The sequence below is a fragment of the Mesorhizobium sp. M0771 genome, assembly GCF_040320155.1.
Classification (GTDB): domain Bacteria; phylum Pseudomonadota; class Alphaproteobacteria; order Rhizobiales; family Rhizobiaceae; genus Mesorhizobium.
On sequence record NZ_JAMYPC010000035.1, the window covers coordinates 13,125 to 33,354 of the forward strand.

18 protein-coding genes are annotated in these 20,230 nt (G+C 63.5%); 6 read left to right on the top strand and 12 right to left on the bottom strand.

Annotated features, from left to right (window positions below):
- The first annotated feature begins 74 nt into the window (after positions 1-74).
- Together NKI05_RS30645 and NKI05_RS30650 are read left to right on the top strand one after the other, a co-directional pair.
- Positions 75-437 carry a nuclear transport factor 2 family protein gene (locus tag NKI05_RS30645; protein WP_023688799.1) on the top strand — a complete coding sequence of 121 codons (363 nt, stop codon included), beginning with the start codon at positions 75-77 and terminating at the stop codon, positions 435-437.
- Positions 438-492: 55 nt separating this feature from the next.
- Entirely contained in the window at positions 493-807 is a 315-nt protein-coding gene (locus tag NKI05_RS30650; protein ID WP_023738143.1) for a hypothetical protein, read from the top strand.
- Positions 808-835: 28 nt separating this feature from the next.
- Here NKI05_RS30650 and NKI05_RS30655 read toward each other — a convergent pair whose 3' ends face one another.
- The 9 genes from NKI05_RS30655 to NKI05_RS30695 all read right to left on the bottom strand — a co-directional run bounded on the left by NKI05_RS30655 (position 836) and on the right by NKI05_RS30695 (position 10,559).
- Positions 836-1,459, bottom strand: a complete 624-nt coding sequence (locus NKI05_RS30655; protein ID WP_352794024.1) for a hypothetical protein — start codon at positions 1,457-1,459, stop codon at positions 836-838.
- Between the two features lie 228 nt (positions 1,460-1,687).
- Positions 1,688-3,115: a gamma-aminobutyraldehyde dehydrogenase gene (locus tag NKI05_RS30660; protein ID WP_023685098.1), complete on the bottom strand. Its 1,428-nt coding sequence runs from the start codon at positions 3,113-3,115 to the stop codon at positions 1,688-1,690.
- A 104-nt stretch (positions 3,116-3,219) separates the two neighbouring features.
- The gene (locus tag NKI05_RS30665; protein WP_023673416.1) at positions 3,220-4,035 is read right to left on the bottom strand and encodes an ABC transporter permease; all 816 of its coding nucleotides are present in this window, start codon (positions 4,033-4,035) and stop codon (positions 3,220-3,222) included.
- A complete protein-coding gene (locus NKI05_RS30670) occupies positions 4,025-4,990 on the bottom strand; it encodes an ABC transporter permease (protein ID WP_023698925.1) in 966 nt (321 codons plus the stop codon). The genes NKI05_RS30665 and NKI05_RS30670 overlap by 11 nt, the downstream gene beginning before the upstream one ends.
- 220 nt (positions 4,991-5,210) lie before the next feature.
- Entirely contained in the window at positions 5,211-6,209 is a 999-nt protein-coding gene (locus NKI05_RS30675) for an ABC transporter ATP-binding protein (RefSeq protein WP_023692631.1), read from the bottom strand.
- 210 nt (positions 6,210-6,419) lie between these two features.
- Positions 6,420-7,574: an ABC transporter substrate-binding protein gene (locus NKI05_RS30680; protein ID WP_023692632.1), complete on the bottom strand. Its 1,155-nt coding sequence runs from the start codon at positions 7,572-7,574 to the stop codon at positions 6,420-6,422.
- Positions 7,575-7,783: 209 nt separating this feature from the next.
- Positions 7,784-8,695, bottom strand: a complete 912-nt coding sequence (locus NKI05_RS30685; RefSeq protein ID WP_023673412.1) for a LysR family transcriptional regulator — start codon at positions 8,693-8,695, stop codon at positions 7,784-7,786.
- Positions 8,696-8,775: 80 nt separating this feature from the next.
- Complete coding sequence (locus tag NKI05_RS30690; protein ID WP_023816928.1) at positions 8,776-9,387, bottom strand: DedA family protein; 612 nt, start codon at positions 9,385-9,387, stop codon at positions 8,776-8,778.
- Positions 9,388-9,794: 407 nt separating this feature from the next.
- Positions 9,795-10,559, bottom strand: a complete 765-nt coding sequence (locus tag NKI05_RS30695; protein ID WP_023685103.1) for a DeoR/GlpR family DNA-binding transcription regulator — start codon at positions 10,557-10,559, stop codon at positions 9,795-9,797.
- A 420-nt stretch (positions 10,560-10,979) separates the two neighbouring features.
- Here NKI05_RS30695 and NKI05_RS30700 point away from each other — a divergent pair, with 420 nt between their 5' ends.
- Together NKI05_RS30700 and NKI05_RS30705 are read left to right on the top strand one after the other, a co-directional pair.
- A complete protein-coding gene (locus NKI05_RS30700; protein ID WP_023736174.1) occupies positions 10,980-11,864 on the top strand; it encodes a phosphotransferase family protein in 885 nt (294 codons plus the stop codon).
- On the top strand, positions 11,861-14,314 hold the full coding sequence (locus tag NKI05_RS30705; protein ID WP_023816927.1) for a GcvT family protein: 2,454 nt from the start codon (positions 11,861-11,863) through the stop codon (positions 14,312-14,314). The genes NKI05_RS30700 and NKI05_RS30705 overlap by 4 nt, the downstream gene beginning before the upstream one ends.
- 12 nt (positions 14,315-14,326) lie before the next feature.
- Here the strand turns inward: NKI05_RS30705 and NKI05_RS30710 are convergent, their stop codons facing one another.
- Complete coding sequence (locus NKI05_RS30710; protein WP_023688807.1) at positions 14,327-14,959, bottom strand: class I SAM-dependent DNA methyltransferase; 633 nt, start codon at positions 14,957-14,959, stop codon at positions 14,327-14,329.
- Positions 14,960-15,066: 107 nt separating this feature from the next.
- Here NKI05_RS30710 and NKI05_RS30715 point away from each other — a divergent pair, with 107 nt between their 5' ends.
- Entirely contained in the window at positions 15,067-15,969 is a 903-nt protein-coding gene (locus NKI05_RS30715) for a phosphotransferase family protein (protein WP_023823791.1), read from the top strand.
- A gap of 1 nt (position 15,970) precedes the next feature.
- Here the strand turns inward: NKI05_RS30715 and NKI05_RS30720 are convergent, their stop codons facing one another.
- Positions 15,971-16,894, bottom strand: coding sequence for a DMT family transporter (locus NKI05_RS30720; protein WP_023816925.1), 924 nt, complete (start codon positions 16,892-16,894; stop codon positions 15,971-15,973).
- A gap of 72 nt (positions 16,895-16,966) precedes the next feature.
- Positions 16,967-18,247: an amidohydrolase family protein gene (locus NKI05_RS30725; RefSeq protein WP_023816924.1), complete on the bottom strand. Its 1,281-nt coding sequence runs from the start codon at positions 18,245-18,247 to the stop codon at positions 16,967-16,969.
- 175 nt (positions 18,248-18,422) lie between these two features.
- Here NKI05_RS30725 and NKI05_RS30730 point away from each other — a divergent pair, with 175 nt between their 5' ends.
- Positions 18,423-20,180 carry an ABC transporter ATP-binding protein gene (locus NKI05_RS30730; protein ID WP_023816923.1) on the top strand — a complete coding sequence of 586 codons (1,758 nt, stop codon included), beginning with the start codon at positions 18,423-18,425 and terminating at the stop codon, positions 20,178-20,180.
- The last annotated feature ends 50 nt before the right edge of the window (positions 20,181-20,230 follow it).

Consider the following 20,230-nt stretch of genomic DNA (forward strand, 5'->3'; position numbering starts at 1 on the left):
GACAAACGCCCGGCGGTGCGCGCCGGGCAGTGCTTGATCATCAACCGCCCGATCGACGGGCCATGGAGGAGAAGATGCTGACCAAGACGCAGAGCGTGGACGGCGCGGCGATCAAGAAAGCGATCGAAGGACGGGACGGCAGGATGCTCGCTAGCTTCTATGCCGACGACGCACTGGTGCGGGTGATCGACCGCAACAATCCGCCGAGCAAGCCGCGCGAGATCCGCGGCCGGGCGGCGATCAGCACCTTCTGGGACGACATCTGCAGCCGGGCGATGACCCACAAGGTCGACACCACCATCGCCGATGGCGACAATCTCGCCTTCACCCAGGCCTGCGCCTATCCGGACGGAACGAAAGTGTTCTGCGCGGCGATGCTGGAGCTGAAGAATGGGCGGATTGCACGACAGACCGTCGTGCAGGCCTGGGACGAGTAGTTCCACCGCGGAAAGATCAACCGCGGTTTGGGCCGCAAAACTGGAGGAGACAAAAATGTTCAGCGCCAGATGGCAGATCGACGCCAAGTTCGGGCACAAGCAGACCGTGCTCGACCTGTTGAAGAAATGGGAACGCGAGATCGGCTCTCAGGTCGGCATTGCCGATCTCGAGTTCCAGATCATGACCGGTTCGGTCGGAGCTCGGGAAGCGACGGTCGAATCGCATCATCAGGTCGAAAGCCTTGCCCAGCTGGAGGGATTCTTCGCCAGGATTGGCAAGATCGACGCGCACGCCAAATGGGGCAAGGAGATGGAGCCCTACGTCGTGTCGGGCACCAGCCTTTGGAACATCTACCGCATCGTGGAGTAGCCGTGGCAGGTGCAGCAGTTTTCGGCCATCAGTTGCGGCGGCCGAAACTCGTCCGCTGCCCGGAAAACCGCCCTTCCCTGGCCGATCCGGCAGCCGCGACACGTGCCGGGTGATTGGGCAATGTGGCCTGCTTGGCCAGGGCCGCCGCTATCAAGGCGTCGGCCTGGCGCGCGCGCTGGTCCGCGCCGGCATTTCCGGCAGGGTTGCCCGCCACGGCGGAGGTCGACATCCGCCGGCGGGGTTTGAAAGCAAGATAGAGAAGCAACGCGCCGAGCAGTCCAGCCCCAATGACGATCGTCAAACGCGTGCCGGTCATGCCGGTGCGTTCGATCTGGGTGGGGTTGGCGGGGTTCTGGACGACGGTGAGCTTGTCGCCGACCTGCGGTTCGCGGGCACCGTTCTTGTTCAGCTCCATCGTGGCCTCGACGGCATCGGCGCCGGTGCCGACGCACAAGGTGCCGGTGAATTTCTGGGTCACCTTCCACTCTTTGTCAGCATGAACCGTCTTGAACGCATCAACCAGTTCGCACGGGATCGTGGCGGTGCTGACGGTCTTGTAGACAATCTTGTGGGCGGTCGATTCCATGTCGCATTCGACATTGACCGCGAGGATTTCAGCAGGCGCCTCGGGCCAGCCGCTCTTCTTGATCATGTCCTTGCCGCCGAACACAGCGATCAGCAGACAGAAGCCGCCAATGAGTACCAGCTTGATCTTGGTCGTGTTCATGCGCAAACCCCTCGCCGCGCAGTTTCCCGGCAAGAGGCTGCTCGTTCAGGTTGAATATTCAGTAAATCGTGAACTCCCGCCGTACCGCAAAGGTAACTCACGCTTAATATACAGAAAACGCGGTGGCGAATATTTTAGAGATAGTGGCGGCCTCTACCCATGCGCCACCATCACATGACGAACGGCGGTATAATCCTCCAGCGCATAGAGAGACATGTCCTTGCCGTAGCCGGACTGCTTCAGCCCGCCATGCGGCATCTCGTTGGTCAGCATGAAATGGGTGTTGATCCAGGTGCAGCCATATTGCAGACGGGCGGCCGTCGCCATGGCGCGCGAGACGTTCTTGGTCCACACCGAGGATGCCAGGCCGTAGTCGCTGTCATTGGCCCAGTTCACGGCTTCATCGACTTCGGAGAAGCGGGTGATGGAGACGACCGGACCGAACACTTCGCGGCGCACGATCTCGTCTTCCTGCAGCGCGCCGGCAACCACCGTCGGCTGGTAATAGAAGCCGGAGCCTTCGCCGGGCTTGCCGCCGGTGGTGATCTCGACGTGCTTCAGTTCCGAAGCGCGCTCGACGAAGCTCGAGACGCGATCGCGCTGGCGGCGCGAGATCAGCGGCCCGATCTCGTTTTTGGTGTCATCGGGCTGGTTGTATTTGATGGTCGAGACGGCAGATGAGAGATCGGCGACGAGCTTGTCGTAGATCTTCTTGCCGGCATAGATGCGGCAGGCGGCTGTACAATCCTGCCCGGCATTGTAGTAGCCGAAAGCGCGCAGGCCGTTTACCACGGCGCCGAGGTCGGCGTCGTCGAAAACGATGACCGGCGCCTTGCCGCCGAGTTCCAGATGCGTGCGCTTGACCGACTTGGCGGCGGCCTGCAGCACCTTCTTGCCTGTGGCGACGTCGCCGGTGATCGAAATCATGTTGACCTTGGCGTGATTGATCAGCGTGTTGCCGACGCTGTCGCCGCGGCCGAGCACGACATTGACGACGCCCTCGGGCAGAACCTCGGCCAGGATCCTGGCCAGCTTCAGCGCCGTCAGCGGCGTCTGCTCCGACGGCTTGAAGACGACGGTGTTGCCGCCGGCAATGGCCGGCGCCAGCTTCCAGGCCATCATCATCAGTGGATAGTTCCACGGCGCGATGGAAGCGACGATGCCGATCGGGTCGCGCCGCACCATCGAGGTGTGGCCGGGCAGATATTCGCCGGCGACCACGCCCGGCATCGAACGTACCGCGCCGGCAAAGAAGCGATAGCAGTCGACGATCGCCGGGATTTCGTCATTGAGCACGGCGTTGATCGGCTTGCCGCAATTCAGCGCCTCGAGCGCCGCGAACTCCCGCGCGTTGGCCTCGATGCGGTCGGCGATCTTGAGGAGATAGCCGGAGCGCTGCGCCGGCGTTGTGCGTGACCACAAGACGAACGCTCGCCCGGCGGCAGTAACAGCCGCCTCGATCTGCGCCTGGCTGGCTTCAGGCAGGTTGAGAATGGTCGCCCCGGTCTTTGGATTCAGAATCGGCTCCTCGGTGTCGGTGCCGTTCTCGAACTTCGAGCCGATCAGCATCTGGGTGTCCATGCGGGTTCTCCTTGGTCAGGAGCGAGTAGCGAATAGCGAGTAGCGAATAGGGCTGGTCGTGCAATCTCCCTATTCGCTATTCGCTACTCCCTATTCGCTGTTCTTCATTTGCCCGAACCGGCGATCTGGTCGCCGTCGCGGGTCAGGTAATAGGCGGCAAGGATGGGCAGCAGCGTCACCAGCACCACGACCATGGCGACGACATTGGTGACCGGACGCTGGCGTGGGCGGATCAGCTCTTCCAGCATCCAGATCGGCACGGTCTGCTGCTGGCCGGCGGTGAAGGTGGTGACGATGACCTCGTCGAAGGAGAGCGCGAAGGCGAGCATCCCCCCGGCAAGCAGAGCGGTAGCGATGTTGGGCAGCACGACGTGCCGGAAGGTCTGGAAGCCGTCGGCGCCGAGATCCATCGAGGCCTCGATCATTGAGCCGGAAGTGCGGCGGAAACGGGCGACCGCATTGTTGTAGACGACGACAACGCAGAAGGTGGCGTGGCCGAGCACGATCGTCCAGAACGAGAACGGGATGTCGGCTAGCGAGAAGGCCGAGCGCAACGCGATGCCGGTGATGATGCCGGGCAGCGCGATCGGCAGGATGACGAGCAGCGAGATCGTCTCGCGGCCGAAGAATTTCGTCCGTGACACGGCGGCGGCGCACAGCGTGCCCAGTATCAAGGCAATCGCGGTCGAGATGGCGGCGACACGGACCGAAAGCGACAGCGCCTGCCAGACATCCGGCCGGTTCCAGGTGACGGCGAACCATTGTGTGGTCAGCCCCGGCGGCGGCCAGACGAAGCTCTTCTCTTCCGTGGTGAAGGCGTAGACGAAGATCAACAAGATCGGCAGATGCAGGAACAGCAGGCCGCAGGCGGCAGCGATCTTGAGGCCGAGCGGAGCGGATTGCGAACCGTCAGAGCGCATCGAAGGCCCCCATGCGCTTGGCGCCCCAGAGATAGAAACCCATGATGACGATGGGCACGACGGTGAAGGCGGCGGCGAGCGGGATGTTGCCGGCGGTGCCCTGCTGCGAATAGACGGCCTGGCCGATAAACAGCCGCGACGTGCCGATGATCTGCGGGATGATGTAGTCGCCCAGCGTCAGCGAGAAGGTGAAGATCGAGCCGGCGACGATGCCGGGCAGCGCCAGCGGGAACAGCACGTTGCGGAAGGTCTGGCCCGGCGATGCGCCGAGATCGGAGGACGCCTCGACCAGATTGCCGGGCACGCGCTCCAATGCCGCCTGCACCGGCAGGATCATGAACGGCAGCCAGACATAGACGAAGGCGATGAAGGTGCCGGTGGCGGAGACCGACAGCGAGTTGCCGCCGACGACCGGCAGCGACAGCCAGCCGTCGAGCGCCCAGAGCAGATGCAATTTGGCCAGCAGCCAGGTCAGAATGCCTTCCTTGGCGAGGATCAACTTCCAGGCGTAGATTTTCACCAGATAACTCGACCACAGCGGCAGCATGATTCCGAGATAAAACAGCGCCTTCCAGCGGCCCCGGGCATAGCGCGCCGCATAATAGGCGATCGGGAAGGCGATGGCGGCGGAGGCCAGCGTGACCAGCACCGCCATCGTCACCGTGCGCAGGATGATGTCGAGATTGGCGGGCTGGAACAGGTCGCCATAGGTCTTCAGCGTGAACTCATGGTTGATGAGGCCGGAAAATTCGTCGATCGAGAAGAAACTCTGTGCCAAGAGCGCGAACAGCGAACCGATATAGACGACGCCGAGCCACAGCACCGGCGGCGCCAACATGAGGAACAGCAGCAGTTGCGGCTTGCGCCAGAACAGGTCGGACAGCGCACCGCGCACGCCGCCGCTGCCGGGCAGGATGGCGGGGGCGGAGGTTGAGTTGAGCGCGGCGATGGTCATGGGGAGACCGCGTGCTGAAGGAACCCTGAGAAGCCGGGTTCTTTCACACCCCCCTCTGTCCTGCCGGACATCTCCCCCTCAAGGGGGGAGATCAGCAGTTTCGCTGCCTCGCCAAATCCCCAACGTTGAAGATTGGCGAAACCGGGAGGAACAGCCAATCTCCCCGCTTGAGGGGGAGATGTCCGGCAGGACAGAGGGGGGTGCTTGGCGCAAACCTCAATCATGCCGGCTCGTCCATCAAATGCAAATGCTCGCGGTTGAACGTCAGCACCACCGCTTCGCCTTCCGCCGGCAGCTTTGTCCCGGCCGGCACGATGGCGTGCAGCCTCAAGCCGTCGGCGTCGAGCGCCAGCCTGGTCGTGGCGCCGAGATAGTTGGTTCCGACCAGGCGCGCGGCAACCCCTTCGCCTTTCGCAATGCTGCCGATGCGGATCGATTCGGGGCGCAGGCTGCCCCAGCGGTCCTGGCCGGAATAACGCTGGACGAAATCCGGCGGCAACACATTGGAGGAGCCGACGAAATCGGCGACGAAGCGTGTCCTGGGCCGCTGGTAGATGTCTTCCGGCGTGCCGATCTGCATGATCTTGCCGTCATTGAAGACGGCAACGCGGTCGGCCATCGACAGCGCTTCGCCCTGATCATGGGTGACGAAGACGAAGGTGATGCCGAGCGCCTTCTGCAGCGACTTCAGCTCTTCCTGCATGTTCTCGCGCAGCTTGAGGTCGAGCGCGCCGAGCGGCTCGTCGAGCAAAAGCACCTTGGGCTGGTTGACCAGCGCACGGGCCAGCGCGACGCGCTGGCGTTGGCCGCCGGAGAGCTGGCCGGGACGGCGGGCGCCATAGCCGGGAAGCCGCACCAGTGACAATGCCTCTTCCGCCGCCTTCTGCCGCTGCGGCTTGGCGATGCCCTTGACCATCAGCCCGTAGGCGACATTGTCCAGCACGTTCAAATGCGGGAACAGCGCGTAGTCCTGGAACACCGTGTTGACGTTGCGGCGATAGGGCGGCACGCCCTCGGCGCGGTCGCCGAAGATCGAGATCGAGCCCGATGTCGGCTGCTCGAAGCCGGCGATGAGGCGCAGGCAGGTAGTCTTGCCGGACCCCGACGGACCGAGCATGGCGAAGAACTCGCCCGGCACGATGTCGAGATCGACCGCATCGACGGCGCGCACGCTGCCGAAATGGCGAGAGACTTTCTGGAAGGAAACGGCCGAGGTCATGGGCTGTCCTGATCTGTTGCCGGTTTGTGGTTCGTCGAAATAGCTCTTGCCGCCACCAATCAGGCCAGCGGGCACGGCACTTCACCTCCCCCTCGATGGGGAGGTCGCGGCGAAGCCGCGGGTGGGGGTGACTAGCACCGGACGTCAGCGCTGCCCCCACCCCGACGCTGCGCGTCGACCCTCCCCACAAGGGGGTGGGTTAAAGGGAGCTCAACGCCCGCCGATGACGCCGATATAGTCGGACACCCAGCGGTAGTAAGGCACGCACTGGTCGTTCTGGGTTGCGCACTTGGAGACCGGGGTCTTCCAGAACTTGATCTTGTCGAAGTTCTCGTAGCCGTTGGTCTTGCAGCCTTCCTCGCCGAGCAGCTCGTTGCCCTTGCAGGCAGCGGGCACCACGGGGAGCGAGCCGAACCAGGCCGAGACGTCGCCCTGGACCTTGGGCGACAGCGAATGCTCGAGCCACATATAGGCGCAGTTGGGATGCGCGGCGTCGGCCTCCATCATGGTGGTGTCGGCCCAGCCGGTGACGCCTTCTTCCGGCACGGTCGAGGCGACCGGCTTCTTGGCGGCAACCAGCGTGTTGACCTGGTAAGGCCACGAACCGGAAGCGACGACGCCTTCGTTCTGGAAATCGTCGACCTGGATGGCGGCGTCATGCCAGTAGCGACCGACCAGCGTCCGCTGAACACGCAGCAGTTCGAGTGCGGCCTTGTACTGGTCCTCGTTCAGTTCGTAGGGATCCTTGATGCCGAGTTCCGGCTTGTGGAACATCAAATAGTTGGCGGCGTCGGCGATGTGGATCGGGCCGTCATAGGCCTGGACGCGGCCCTTGTTGGACTTGCCGTCCGGCAGGTTCATTTCCTCGAAGACGACGTTCCAGCTCTTGGGCGCTTCCTTGAAGACATCGGTGTTGTACATCAGGATGTTCGGGCCCCACTGATAGGGAACGCCGTAATGCACCTTGTCGACGGTGAACCAGGGCGCATCCTTCAGACGGTCGTCTACCGCCTTCCAGCTCGGGATGAGATCGGTGTTGATCGGCTGCACGCGCTTGCCGGCAACGAGGCGCAGCGATGCGTCACCCGAAGCGGTGACTAGATCGAACCCACCCTCATTCATCAGCGAGACCATCTCGTCGGAGGTGTTCGCGGTCTTGACGTTGACCTTGCAGCCGCTCTCCTTCTCGAAGGAGGTCACCCAGTCATAGCCCTTGTCGGTTTCGCCGCGCTCGATGTACCCCGGCCAGGCAACGATGCTGACCTCCCCTTCGCCCTTGCCAAGTTCCTTGACCTGGGCGACGGCCTGACCGGAAAAGGTCAGCGCGACCGTCAAGGCGGTGCACGTCTTCAGGAATGAATTCATCGTCAATCTCCATTTGGCGCCTGACTGCGAAGCGAGTCGCCGCCGCGGTCAGCCGCAGGCTGAAAAGCGTCAGTTCATCCGATGGCACGTTGCCGCTCTGATGGCGGCTTTCGTCCCTGACATGAAAAGTGCTCGGAAAATTCCGGTTTCGCAAATTCATTTATCAGAAACGCGATATCGGTTTTTCCGATAGATAACCACGCACCCTATCAACGCTGCTGGCGTACCATACGCTGCGACTGGGCAAGGCCGATGAAGTCGCGCGACGCCTGCGGCAGACCGGAGCCGCGGCGCCAGACCATGCCGACCTGGACGACCGGCAGGGAACCCGAAATGTCGCGCGATTCGATGCGGTCGCCTTCCAGCGACCACGGCCGGTAGACTAGGTCGGGCAGCAACGCCACGCCCGCACCTGTGGCGACGAGGCTGCGAACGGCTTCGACCGAGCGGGTGCGAAAGGCGACATGCGGCCTGGCGCCGATCGCCGCCAGAAGCTTGCCGGTGTTCTCCTCGATCTCGTCGACGGTCAGCATGATCAGCGGCTCGCCGGCAATGTCGCCTATGCCGATAATGTCGGCGCTGGCCAGCTTGTGGCCGAGCGGGACCCACAGCCGGTAGGCCGAGACCTCGAGGATTTCCGACTGCAGCGCGGTGCGGTCGCGCAAATTGGAGGTGACCATGACGGCAATGTCGAGCTTGCCGCCGATCAGCAGATGTTCGAGATAGTCGCCATTGTCCTCGATGGCCGAGACATCGACGCCGGGATAGGCGCGGCGGTAGCGCGCCAGCAGATCGGACAGCACATAGCCCGCGACCAGCGAGGTGACGCCGAGCTGCAGCCGCCCGCCGGCCACCACCTGGTCGTCGGAAAAAGCGCGGCGCGCGTCGGAGACGTCGGCCAGGATCTTGGTCGCATGGCGCAGGAACTGGTGGCCTTTGTGGGTAATGTTGAGGCCACGCGGATGGCGCTCGAACAATTCGACGCCGAGATCGCTCTCCAGCTCCTTGATCGCCTCGGTGACCGAGGATTGCGAGATGGAGAGGTTTTGTGCGGCGCCCGACACCGTGCCTTGCTCGGCGACGGCAATGAAGAACTGCAGCTGGCGGATGGTGAAAGCCATGGCCGGACTAAACACCGGCGCGCCGGGGAAGGAAAGCCGAAGGCGGAGCTTATACCCATACTGCTTGAGGCGCCTCCTGGTCAGCCGAACCCGAGGCGCCGCCGGCAGGCAGGACCGTAGCGAAGCGCGAGCATAAACGCCGTCTCCAGCGCCATGACGATGATGATGATGCGAAAACCGATGGCATAGGAATCCCTGCCGCTGCCGCGCATAAGGTAGCCGGTGACGAGGAAGCCGGTGTTCCATAGCGTGGCGCCGAGCAGCGTCGCCGCCGCGAAGGGCAAGAGTGGAAGACGGAGCGCGCCGGCCGCGATCGGCAGATAGTTGCGAACCGTCGGGATGAACTGCGCCAGCAAGGAGACCCGGACATGATGGCGGCGATAGGCCTGACCAAGCTTGCTGTAGGTCGCATAGCGCAAGCAGACATATTTGCCGAAACGCTGGACCAGCCTGTCGGCACGATCCAAGCCAATCCGACGACCCAAACTATACCAGACAAGGCAGCCTGTGATGGCGGACAGCGTCGTTACCAGAAGCAGGATCGCCAGCGCCGGGAGATCGGGGGCTGCCGTCATGCCGAGGAACAGCAGCAGCACATGCGAGGGCGGCAGCGGCAGGATCTTTTCTGTGAAGGCGAGGCAGGCGACGCCGAGCAGGCCGAAGCCCAGGATCGCCGACAGTGGATCAGTCATGCGAAGCGCCAGTCATAGGTTTTGAGGTTCTTGATCCTGGACACCTTATACACCGTCATACACCGTCGCCGGCGGAAAGTTGCGGAATGTCCGGCCAAGCCGGGTCGGCTTCCAGGTCGGAGCGCGCAAGCGTCCAGGCCATGAGGAAAGACAAGGCATCGTTTGCAGCATGGTGGCCTCATTGCTGATGCGGGCGATTCGCCCGGCCCGCATTTCGACGAGGCGCTGTTTGCAGCTGCCAAGTTGCATGGACATTGCGAAGAGCGGGATGTGTGAAAAAGAAATTCTTCCCCCACAATGACATCTTCTGCGGCCGGGCGACGCGGCGCGCATGATGCACAACATCGCCTTCGCGGCTCGGGTGGCGGCATGGCCGGGATTGCGGCGCACCAGCCGCTGGTATTTGGCTAGGCGGCAGCGATGCTGAGGCGCGCTCCAGCCTCGGCAAGTGCCGAGGCAATGTCGCGCGGCGGCGGCTGGTCGGTGGCGAGTTCGGAAAAACCGTCGAAGCCGCAGACCTGGACTAGACCCTGGCGACCGAACTTGGTGTGGTCGGTGATGACCAGCGAGCGCTGGCCGCGCGACAGCACCATGCGGGCGAACTCCGCCTCTTCCAGATCGTAGTCGGCAAGGCCTGCGGCGGCATCGACGGCGCCGATCGAAATCACCGCATGGCTGACCGAGAAGCGGCTGACGAAATCGATCGCCGAGGCGCCGAAGGCGGCTCCGGAATCGCTGCGCAATTCGCCGCCGGCCATATAGACCTTGTTGCCATTGACGGTGGCCAGCGTGCGGGCGATATCGGACGAGTTGGTGACGACCGTCAGCCGCCGGTGGCCGAGCAGTTCGCGGGCCAGGAACGAGGTCGTGGTGCCGGTGTCCAGCATGACCGATTCACCGTCGCGAATGGTGGCAGCGACCATGCGGGCGATCAGCCGCTTGGCCTCGGCATTGTCGCGCATGCGCCGCTCGAAGGGCGCTTCGCCGGCCATCGACGGCAGGCCGATGGCGCCATGCATCTTGAGCACCGAGCCATTGCCGGTCAGTGGCTTGACATCCCGGCGCACCGTTTCAAGCGAAACCCCCAGCCGGTCGGCGAGGCTGGCAATGGTGACGGTGCCCTCTTCCTTGAGGAGGCGGAGGATTTCGCCATGCCGTTTCGAATGGATCATCTGGCTTCCTGAATTTTGCGGCCTGCCCGGTTTTAGGGCAATGCCGCCGTTTTTAAAGGAATTGCTCGTGGTTTCGGGCAAAACACCCAAAAAAAGTCACAACATTTCATTGACAGTTAGGTAGCACTGGCGTGACATTGACGGCGTGACAGCTTCGGAACTGCCACGGGAGGGTGATGGCAGAGCCGCAATTCACGGACCGGACCGTCTGGCCAGACCGTCTGGGTTTGAACTGGCACAAAAGTTTCTCAAATCCGCGGGGGCGGAGACCGGGTATCAAAACCTGGCCAGAGGGGCTCGTCGGTGCGGCGCGGGATAGGAGTTCCTGCGTCCCGCACCGACGAGATTTTTGCGTTTCCCAACGCTCGTTGCGCGGCGCATGGCGCCCAAGAAAGCTCCGCAAAAGTCAGGGATGGTCCCGTGACTGCTGAAGACCGCATCCGGGCCTTGCCCTGCTGGAACGGCAACATCGACATTGCGCCGCTGCCGGGCGGCCTCAGCAACGCCAATTATCTGGTCAAGGACGCAGCCGGGCGGCATGTCGTGCGCTTCGGCCAGGACTATCCATTTCACCACGTCTTTCGCGACCGCGAGGTGATGACGGCCCGCGCGGCGCACGCCGCAGGCTTCGCGCCGGCGGTCCGCCATTCCGAACCCGGCATTATGGTCACGGAATTCCTCGGCGCGAAAACCTTTGTCGCCGAGGATGTGCGCGCCAATATCGGCCGCGTCGCAGCCCTTATGCGCGGGTTCCATCGCGAGATGCCCAATCACATCTCCGGCGCCGGCTTCATGTTCTGGGTCTTCCATGTCATCCGCGACTATGCGCGAACGCTGAGCGAAGGCGGCAGCCGCAAGCGGGACGAGCTGCCCAGGCTGCTGGCGCTGGCCGACGAACTGGAGCGGGCGCAGAAGCTGCTGCCGATCGTGTTCGGCCACAATGATCTTTTGCCGGCAAATATCCTCGACGATGGCGACAGGTTGTGGCTCATCGATTTCGAATATGCCGGTTTCAACACCGCGATGTTCGATCTTGCCGGCGTTGCCTCCAACGCCGAGATGAGCGACGCGGAGTCCTTCACTTTCCTCACGGCGTATTTCATGCGCGAGCCGGATGAGGCGATCCGCCGCTCGCACGCGGCCATGCAATGCGCCTCGCTGCTGCGCGAGGCGATGTGGAGCATGGTTTCCGAACTTTACCTCGACGCGCCCGGCATCGACTACGTCGCCTACACCGCGGAGAACCTGACGCGGCTCGACGCGGCGCTGGACAATTACCGCACGAAGTACGGGACACAGTCATGACATTGCCTACACATGCCGGCATCGTCGTCATCGGCGGCGGCATTATCGGCTGTTCGACGGCCTATCACCTGGCGCGCGACCACAAGGCCGATGTCGTGCTGCTGGAACAGGGCAAGCTGACCTCGGGCTCGACCTGGCATGCGGCCGGGCTGGTCGGCCAGTTGCGCTCGTCGGCCTCGATCACCCGCGTGCTCAAATATTCGGTCGAGCTCTACAAGGGACTGGAAGCCGAAACCGGGCTCGCTACCGGCTGGAAGATGACCGGGTGCCTCAGGCTTGCGACCAATGCCGACCGCTGGACCGAATATAAACGGCTGGCGACGACGGCCAGGAGCTTCGGCATGGACATGCAGTTGCTGTCGCCAGGGGAGGTCAAAAAGGTGTGGCCGCTGCTGGAGACCAGCGACCTCGTCGGCGCCTCCTGGCTGCCGACCGATGGGCAGGCCAGCCCCTCCGACATCACGCAGTCGCTGGCCAAGGGCGCGCGCATGCATGGCGCGAAGCTGTTCGAGGATGTCCGCGTCACCGGATTTGACATGATGGACGGGCACATCACCGCGGTGAAGACCAACAAGGGCGACATTGCTTGCGACAAGGTGGTGAACTGCGCCGGGCAATGGTCACGCCAGGTCGGCGCGATGGCCGGCATTTGCGTGCCGCTGCAACCGGTCAAGCACCAGTACATCATCACCGAGAAGATCGACGGGCTGGCGACCGACGCGCCGACAATCCGCGATCCCGACCGCCGCACCTATTTCAAGGAAGAGGTCGGCGGGCTGGTGATGGGCGGCTATGAGCCGAACCCGCAGGCCTGGGCGACCGGCCTGCCCGGCGGCGATGTCCCCGATGACTGGGAGTTCCGCCTGTTCGACGACGACTACGATCATTTCGAACAGCATATGAGCCAGGCGATCGCGCGCGTGCCGGCGCTGGAGACGGTCGGCGTCAAGCAGATGATCAACGGGCCGGAGAGTTTTACGCCGGACGGCAATTTCATCCTCGGTGTCGCGCCCGAATGCGCCAACATGTTCGTCGGCGCCGGCTTCAACGCCTTCGGCATCGCTTCCGGCGGCGGCGCCGGCTGGGTGCTGGCGCAATGGGTGGTCGACGGTGAAGCGCCGCTCGACCTCTGGGTGGTCGACATCAGGCGCTTTTCCGGCCTGCATCGCGATCGGCAATGGGTCAGCGATCGCACGCTGGAAGCCTATGGCAAGCATTACACGATCGGCTTTCCACATGAGGAGTATTTGTCGGGCCGGCCGCGCATCGTCTCGCCGCTCTATGACCGGCTGAAAGAGCACCGCGCGGTGTTCGGCTCCAAGCTCGGCTGGGAACGGCCGAACTGGTTCGCACCGCAGGGCACCAAGCCCGAAGACGTCTATTCGATGGGCCGGCAGAACTGGTTCTCAGCCGTCGGCGACGAGCACCGGCATGTGCGCGAAAAGGTCGGCATCTTCGACCAGTCGTCCTTCGCCAAATACGAAATGACGGGTTCGGATGCGGCTAAGGCGCTGGACTGGATCTGCGCCAACGATGTCGCCAAGCCGGTGGGACGGCTGACCTACACGCAGCTTCTCAACACGCGCGGCGGCATCGAGGCCGATTTGACGGTGGCCAGGCTCGCCGAAGACAAATTCTACATCGTCACCGGCACCGGCTTCCGCACGCATGATCTCTCCTGGATCGGCGACCATGTCGGCAAGGGCCTCGACGTGACGTTGAAAGATGTCACCGAGGATTTCGGCACGCTGTCGCTGATGGGACCGCGCGCCCGCGATGTGCTTTCGGCCGTCACCGACGCGGATGTCTCAAATGCCGCCTTCCCATTCGGCCATGTCAGCGAGATCGCTATTGCCGGTCACACGGTGCGGGCGCTGCGCGTCACCTATGTCGGCGAGCTCGGCTGGGAATTGCATGTGCCAATCGCCGCCACCGGCGAAATCTTCGACACGCTGATGGCGGCAGGCAAGCCGCACGGCATCCGGCCGATCGGCTATCGGGCGCTGGAATCACTTCGGCTGGAGAAAGGCTACCGCGCCTGGGGCTCCGACATCACCCCCAACGACACGCCTCAGGAGGCCGGCCTCGGCTGGGCGGTGAAGCTGAGGAAGAACACCGATTTCGTCGGCCGGCGGGCGCTCGAAAAGATCAGCGGCGCCGACCTGAAGAAACGCTTTGCCGGCTTCACGGTCGACGATCCCGATATCGTGCTGGTCGGGCGCGAGACGATTTTGCGCAATGGCGAACCGGTCGGCTATCTCACCAGCGGCGGTTATGGCTACACGCTGGCTAAGAACATCGGCTATGGCTATGTCCGCAACGCCGATGGCGTCAGCGACGATTTTCTCAGCTCAGGCGACTATGAGCTGGTGGTGGCGATGGAACGGACGCCGGCCAAGATCCATCTCGAGCCGATGTACGATCCGGCGATGAGCAAGATCAAAGCGTAGACGAAACCTGGATTAGCTCACACGAAGCACGAGGCCGCGGCTGGGCACGGTATCCGACTCGCCCGGCATCGAGACATAGGGCGCCGTCTCCTCGGCGCGGACAACCCTGCCCTCAGCCTCGAGCGCAGCGATGCGTTCGGCGAAGCCGGCGTTCCACAGCGTGTTCTTGACCGTCAGCACGATGATGCCGTCCGGCCGGCAGATGCGGATCAGTTCGTCCAGTCCCTCGGCGCCGACATGCCCGGAGGTGAAAACGCCGGCCGAGACGATGCCGGCATAGGCATTGTCGGCAAAGGGGAGCGGCCCGCCGAGCGCCAGGCAATGCAGTGCCGAATAGACGCCCTTTGCCGCCGCCTTGGCCAGCATGCCTTGCGAAATATCGAGCGCTTCGACCTGGGGATAGCCGGTAATGGCCAGCCACTCGCTGATCAGCCCGGTGCCGGCCCCGGCGTCGAGAAGCGGGGCCGCGCCGCGCGGCAGATGCCGTGCGAGCAGGGCCAGGCAGATCGTCGGATGGCGGTAGCCGGCGGCCGACATATCGGCATCGTAGGTTTCCGACCAATTGTCATAGATCGCGGCGACGTCCTCGGGCCGTTGCGCTGAATAGGCGGCGCCAAGCCCGCCATGATCCTTGTTGCCCGCCATGGCTGTTTCTCCGCCAGCTCGCTGCTCACCCTCGATCGGGATGATAGCCAAACGGCGAAAACTGTGGAACCGTTGTCGCAAGAAATAACACGCCAGGGGCAACAGGCATGGGGACCGACGAGGCACGCGCAACACTTGCAGCGATTCCGGCATTAGCGGGCTATGACGGACCGCTTGAGCGGCTGGGCGGGATGACCAATCTCGTCTTTCGGGCCGGCGATATCTGCCTGCGTATCCCCGGCAAAGGCACGGAGGAGTATATCAACCGCGCCAATGAAGCGGTGGCGGCGCGTGAGGCGGCCAAGGCCGGCGTCAGTCCCGAGGTGCTGCATGTCGACCCTGCGACAGGCGTGATGGCGAGCCGCTTCGTTGCCGGCGCCGAGACAATGTCGCCGGAGAAGTTCAAGCTGCGCGACGGCAGCCCGGCCCGCGCCGGCGAGGCCTTCCGCAAGCTGCACTCGTCAGGCGCGGTGTTCCCGTTCCGCTTCGAGCTGTTTGCGATGATCGACGACTATCTCAAGGTCTTGTCGACCAAGGACGTCGCCTTGCCGCCGGGCTACCACGACGTGGTGCGCGAATCCGCCACCGTGCGTGCGTCCCTTGCCGCGCATAGACTGCCGCTTGCCGCCTGCCATTGCGATCCGCTGTGCGAGAATTTGCTCGATACGGGCGAGCGGATGTGGATCGTCGACTGGGAATATTCGGGGATGAATGACCCGCTCTGGGATCTCGGCGACCTCTCGGTCGAAGGCCGGTTCGACACCGCGCAGGAGGAAGTGATGATGCGCGCCTATTTCGGCGGCGAGGCAAAACCGGCCGAGCGCGGCCGCGTCGTCACCTACAAGGCGATGTGCGACCTGTTGTGGACGCTCTGGGGCCTTATCCAGCTTGCCAACAACAACCCGGTCGAGGATTTCCGCGCCTATGCCGACGGCCGCTTCGCCCGTTGCAAGGCGCTGATGGAAACGCCTGAGTTTTCACGGCATCTGGCGGCGGTGCGCCAAGGTTAGGTCAATTCACGCCTTTCGGCACGTTCTCCGGCGGCACGCCTGTTTCGACCACCTTCTGGCGGTGGAAGATGAACAGGCCGGCGAGCACGACGATGGCCGAGCCGATCAGGATGCGCGGTCCCGGCACGTCGCCGAAGAAGGCCAGGCCGAAGATCACCGCCCATAGAAGCAGGCTGTAGTGCAGCGGCGCCAGCGTCGAGGCAGGGGCCAGTTTCAGCGCCCTGGTAATCATCAGATGCGCGCTGCAGGAGACGATGCCGAGCAGGAGCATGGCGCCGAAATCGAGTGCCGAGGGCGTCTGCCAGGCGCCTATGGTCATCACGCCGCCGACCAGCAGCGTGCCGATAGTCTGCCAGGTGACCAGCGTTGTGTCGCTGGTGCCGCGCAGGCGGCGGCTGAGGATGATGGCGAAGGCGAAGGCAATGCTGCCGACCAGTGCGAACAGCGAGGACTGCGAGAACGCCGCCGAAGACGGCTTCAAGATGATCAGCACGCCGCAGAAGCCGACCAGGATGGCGGCCCAGCGGCGCCAGCCGACCTTTTCGCCGAGCAGGAAATGCGACAGCGCCGCCACATAGATCGGCCCGGCCATGTAGAAGCTCATCACGTCGGCAAGCGGAAGATAGACGACGGCGGCATAGAACAGCGCCGTGTCCGCCGTGGTCGCCAGCACGCGCAGAATCTGGAGGACCGGCCGCTCCATCCGGAACAGTCTGCCGGCGCCCTGGTTGGCGATCATCGGGCCGAGCACGATGAAGGCGCCGATCGATCGGATCAGCACCACCTGACCGACCGAGAAGCTGGCGACCAGCCATTTGCCCATCGCGTCGTTCAGCGCGAACATGAAGTCGCCGGCCAGCATCAACAGGATGCCGGCCAGGAGCGCGTTCCTGATGGTGAAGGTGCGGACGAGCGACTGGGCCATGCGGCTCCCTAGCTGCAAGCGGCCGCTTTGACGAGGCAAATCGGTAAGACCAGCGGCGGAAATCGGCTGTTTCTACGCAGTTTTGTGCCGCCGGTTTACCTGTCCGGGACGGCCGGCGATCGACAGCCGTGTCTCCTGCTTCGTGCGCTCGGCCACCACCTTGCCCCTGGCGACGACGCACAGCCGTTCGGCACGCAGCCTCAAGGCCTCGATCGGGTTGCCGGCATCGAGAATGACGAAGCTGGCGCGCTTGCCCACGGCAAGGCCGAGATGATCGAGGCCCATGATGGCGGCGTTGACGTTGGTGACCATGTCGAAGCAGCGTGCCATGTCGGCAGGGCTCGACATCTGAGCGACGTGAAGCCCCATGAAGGCGACGTCGAGCATGTCGGCGGTGCCCAGCGAATACCAGGGGTCGAGAACGCAATCCTGGCCCCAACCGACCCGGATGCCGAGCGCCAGCATCTCCTTGACCCGGGTCATCCCGCGGCGTTTGGGAAACGTGTCGTGGCGGCCCTGCAGCATGATGTTGATCAACGGATTGGGGATCGCCGAGACACCGGCCTCGGCGATCAGCGGCAGCAGCTTGGAGACGTAATAATTGTCCATCGAGTGCATCGAGGTGAGGTGCGAGCCGGCCACCTTGCCCTGCAGGCCAAGGCGCTGCGTCTCATAGGCAAGCTGCTCGATGTGGCGCGACAGCGGATCGTCGGTCTCGTCGCAATGCAGGTCGACCATCAGCCCGCGCTTCGCCGCGATTTCGCACAATTCGGTCACCGAGCGCGTGCCGTCGGCCATGGTGCGTTCGAAATGCGGGATGCCGCCGACGATGTCGACGCCCATGTCGAGCGCGCGCAGCGTGTTCTGGCGCGCCGTCGGCGAACGGTAGAAGCCATCCTGCGGGAAAGCGACCAGTTGCAGATCGATATAGGGCGCGACAATCTTCTTGACGTCGAGCAGCGCCTCGACCGCCAGCAGCCGGTCGTCGCAGACATCGACATGGGTACGGATGGCGAGCAGGCCCATCGAGACCGCCCAGTCGCAATAGGCGAGCGCCCGCTCGTGAACCGCGTCATGCGTCAGGAGCGGCTTCAGCTCGCCCCATAGCGAAATGCCCTCCAGCAGCGTACCCGAAGCGTTGATGCGTGGAATGCCGTAGGACAGCGTCGCGTCCATATGGAAATGCGGATCGACGAAGGGCGGCGAGATCAGATTGCCACGGGCGTCGATCGCCGTGCCGGCGCTGACATGCAGTTCGGACTCGATGGCGACGATCGTCTCGCCGATGATGCCGAGGTCGGCGACGGTGCCGTCGGGCAGCGTTCCGCCACGCACAACAAGATCGAAATCCATCTGTCGTCATCTCCCTGCAGATCAGTCGCCGCAATCGTGGCGCAAAAGACACCGTGCCGCAGCCGATTGTCTCCGCGACAGCGAAAGGTTCCATCCGGCCACAACTCGCTCTATAAGCCGCCTTTCGCCCCGGTGGCGAATCCGAAATTCGTCAGTCAGGCATGGGATCGGCCATTTGTTTCGCTTCTTCCGTTCGACGGAAAACCAGCGCCTTATCGCAAGGCTTTTGCGGGAATCCTTTCACGCACATAGATTTGGCTACGCTGCGGCCATTCTGTCGATGCTGGTGGTGGCGGCAACGACAGCAGCCAGCGCCTATATGCTGCGCGAAATCACCAATGAATTCGTGGTTTACAAGAGGATTGGGCAGGTCAATCTGATCGCGGCGGCGACCGGAGCGATTTTCATTCTCAAGGGCTTCGCAAACTTCATCCAGGCCTACTTCATGAGCAGGGTCGGCAATGCCATCATCGCAGACCGGCAGCGCAAGATCTATGACAGCATTCTGGCACAAGGCATCGAATTCTATCATTCGACCTCTTCGTCCGAACTGATTTCGCGCATGACGAACAATGCCCAGGCCGCGCGCAGCGTGCTCGACCAAATCGTCACGTCCTATGTTCGCGACCTGGTGACGCTGGCTGCGCTGGTGGGTGTGATGGTCTGGCAGCAGCCGGCGCTGTCCCTCATCTGTCTGGTGATCGGGCCGATCGCCATTTACGGCGTCAATCGTATCCTCAAGCGCGTCCGAAAAATTGCCTCGCAAGAATTCCGTTCGCTCGGCCAGATCGTGCAGGTGATGCAGGAAACGGCGATCGGCGTGCGCGTCGTCAAATCCTTCGGTCTCGAAGGCGCCATGCGCGAGCGCATGTACAAGGCCGTGTCGGACGTGGAGAGCCGCGCCAACAACATCGCCACGCTGGAGGCCGCCACCAGCCCGGTGATGGAAACGCTTGCGGGGCTGGCCATCGCTGGCGCCGTTTTTGTCAGCGGCTTCCTGGTTCTGGGCGGCGGCGGTCAGATGCCGGGCAACATCATGGCCTTCATCGCGGCGCTGCTGTTGGCCTATGAGCCGGCCAAGCGCCTGGCCCGCGTACGCATCTCGCTTGAAACCGGCATTGTCGGCGTGCGCATGATGTTCCAGCTCGCCGACCGGCCGCTGACGCTGGCCGAAAAGCCGGATGCAAAGCCGCTGCGGGCCGGGCCGGGCGAGATCCATTTCGACAATGTCAGCTTCGCCTACCCCGAAAGCGCGCCGGTGTTCGAGGGACTGGACCTGACGCTTGCCGCAGGCAAAATGACGGCGCTCGTCGGACCCTCGGGCAGTGGCAAGTCGACCATCCTCAACCTGATCATGCGCATGTACGACCCGCAGAGCGGCAGGGTGATGTTCGACGGGCAGGACATTTCTTGTGCCACGCTCACCTCGGTCAGGGAAAAGATCGCCTATGTCAGCCAGGACACGTTCCTGTTTGCCGGCACGATCATGCACAACATCAGGCTCGGGCGCGAGGGCGCCACGGACGAGGAAGTAATGGCCGCCGCAAGGGCCGCCAATGCACATGACTTCATCAGCGCCCAGGCGAAAGGCTACGACACGGATGTCGGCGAGAATGGCGCGCTGCTGTCAGGCGGCCAGCGCCAGCGCATCTCGATCGCACGCGCCATGCTGCGCAATGCCGAAATCCTGCTTCTGGACGAGGCGACCAGCGCACTCGACGCCGAATCCGAGGCGCTGTTCCGCGACGCGCTGCAGCAGCTGACGGTCGGGCGCACCACCATCGTCATTGCCCACCGCCTGTCGACCGTGCACCAGGCCGACACGATCGTGGTGCTGGAGGCCGGCAAGGTGGTGGAAAGCGGCGCGCATCGCACGCTGCTCAACCAGGGCGGGCTGTATCAGAAGCTTTACGAATATCAGCTGATGCCGTGAGCTTTACCCTCCCCCTTGTGGGGAGGGTCGCTGCGCAGCAGCGGGGTGGG

Coding starts and splice junctions, on each gene's coding strand:
- NKI05_RS30645 (WP_023688799.1), top strand. CDS start 75: ATGCTGACCAAGACGCAGAGCGTGGACGGCGCGGCGATCAAGAAAGCG.
- NKI05_RS30650 (WP_023738143.1), top strand. CDS start 493: ATGTTCAGCGCCAGATGGCAGATCGACGCCAAGTTCGGGCACAAGCAG.
- NKI05_RS30655 (WP_352794024.1), bottom strand. CDS start 1,459: ATGATCAAGAAGAGCGGCTGGCCCGAGGCGCCTGCTGAAATCCTCGCG.
- NKI05_RS30660 (WP_023685098.1), bottom strand. CDS start 3,115: ATGGACACCCAGATGCTGATCGGCTCGAAGTTCGAGAACGGCACCGAC.
- NKI05_RS30665 (WP_023673416.1), bottom strand. CDS start 4,035: ATGCGCTCTGACGGTTCGCAATCCGCTCCGCTCGGCCTCAAGATCGCT.
- NKI05_RS30670 (WP_023698925.1), bottom strand. CDS start 4,990: ATGACCATCGCCGCGCTCAACTCAACCTCCGCCCCCGCCATCCTGCCC.
- NKI05_RS30675 (WP_023692631.1), bottom strand. CDS start 6,209: ATGACCTCGGCCGTTTCCTTCCAGAAAGTCTCTCGCCATTTCGGCAGC.
- NKI05_RS30680 (WP_023692632.1), bottom strand. CDS start 7,574: ATGAATTCATTCCTGAAGACGTGCACCGCCTTGACGGTCGCGCTGACC.
- NKI05_RS30685 (WP_023673412.1), bottom strand. CDS start 8,695: ATGGCTTTCACCATCCGCCAGCTGCAGTTCTTCATTGCCGTCGCCGAG.
- NKI05_RS30690 (WP_023816928.1), bottom strand. CDS start 9,387: ATGACTGATCCACTGTCGGCGATCCTGGGCTTCGGCCTGCTCGGCGTC.
- NKI05_RS30695 (WP_023685103.1), bottom strand. CDS start 10,559: ATGATCCATTCGAAACGGCATGGCGAAATCCTCCGCCTCCTCAAGGAA.
- NKI05_RS30705 (WP_023816927.1), top strand. CDS start 11,861: ATGACATTGCCTACACATGCCGGCATCGTCGTCATCGGCGGCGGCATT.
- NKI05_RS30710 (WP_023688807.1), bottom strand. CDS start 14,959: ATGGCGGGCAACAAGGATCATGGCGGGCTTGGCGCCGCCTATTCAGCG.
- NKI05_RS30715 (WP_023823791.1), top strand. CDS start 15,067: ATGGGGACCGACGAGGCACGCGCAACACTTGCAGCGATTCCGGCATTA.
- NKI05_RS30720 (WP_023816925.1), bottom strand. CDS start 16,894: ATGGCCCAGTCGCTCGTCCGCACCTTCACCATCAGGAACGCGCTCCTG.
- NKI05_RS30725 (WP_023816924.1), bottom strand. CDS start 18,247: ATGGATTTCGATCTTGTTGTGCGTGGCGGAACGCTGCCCGACGGCACC.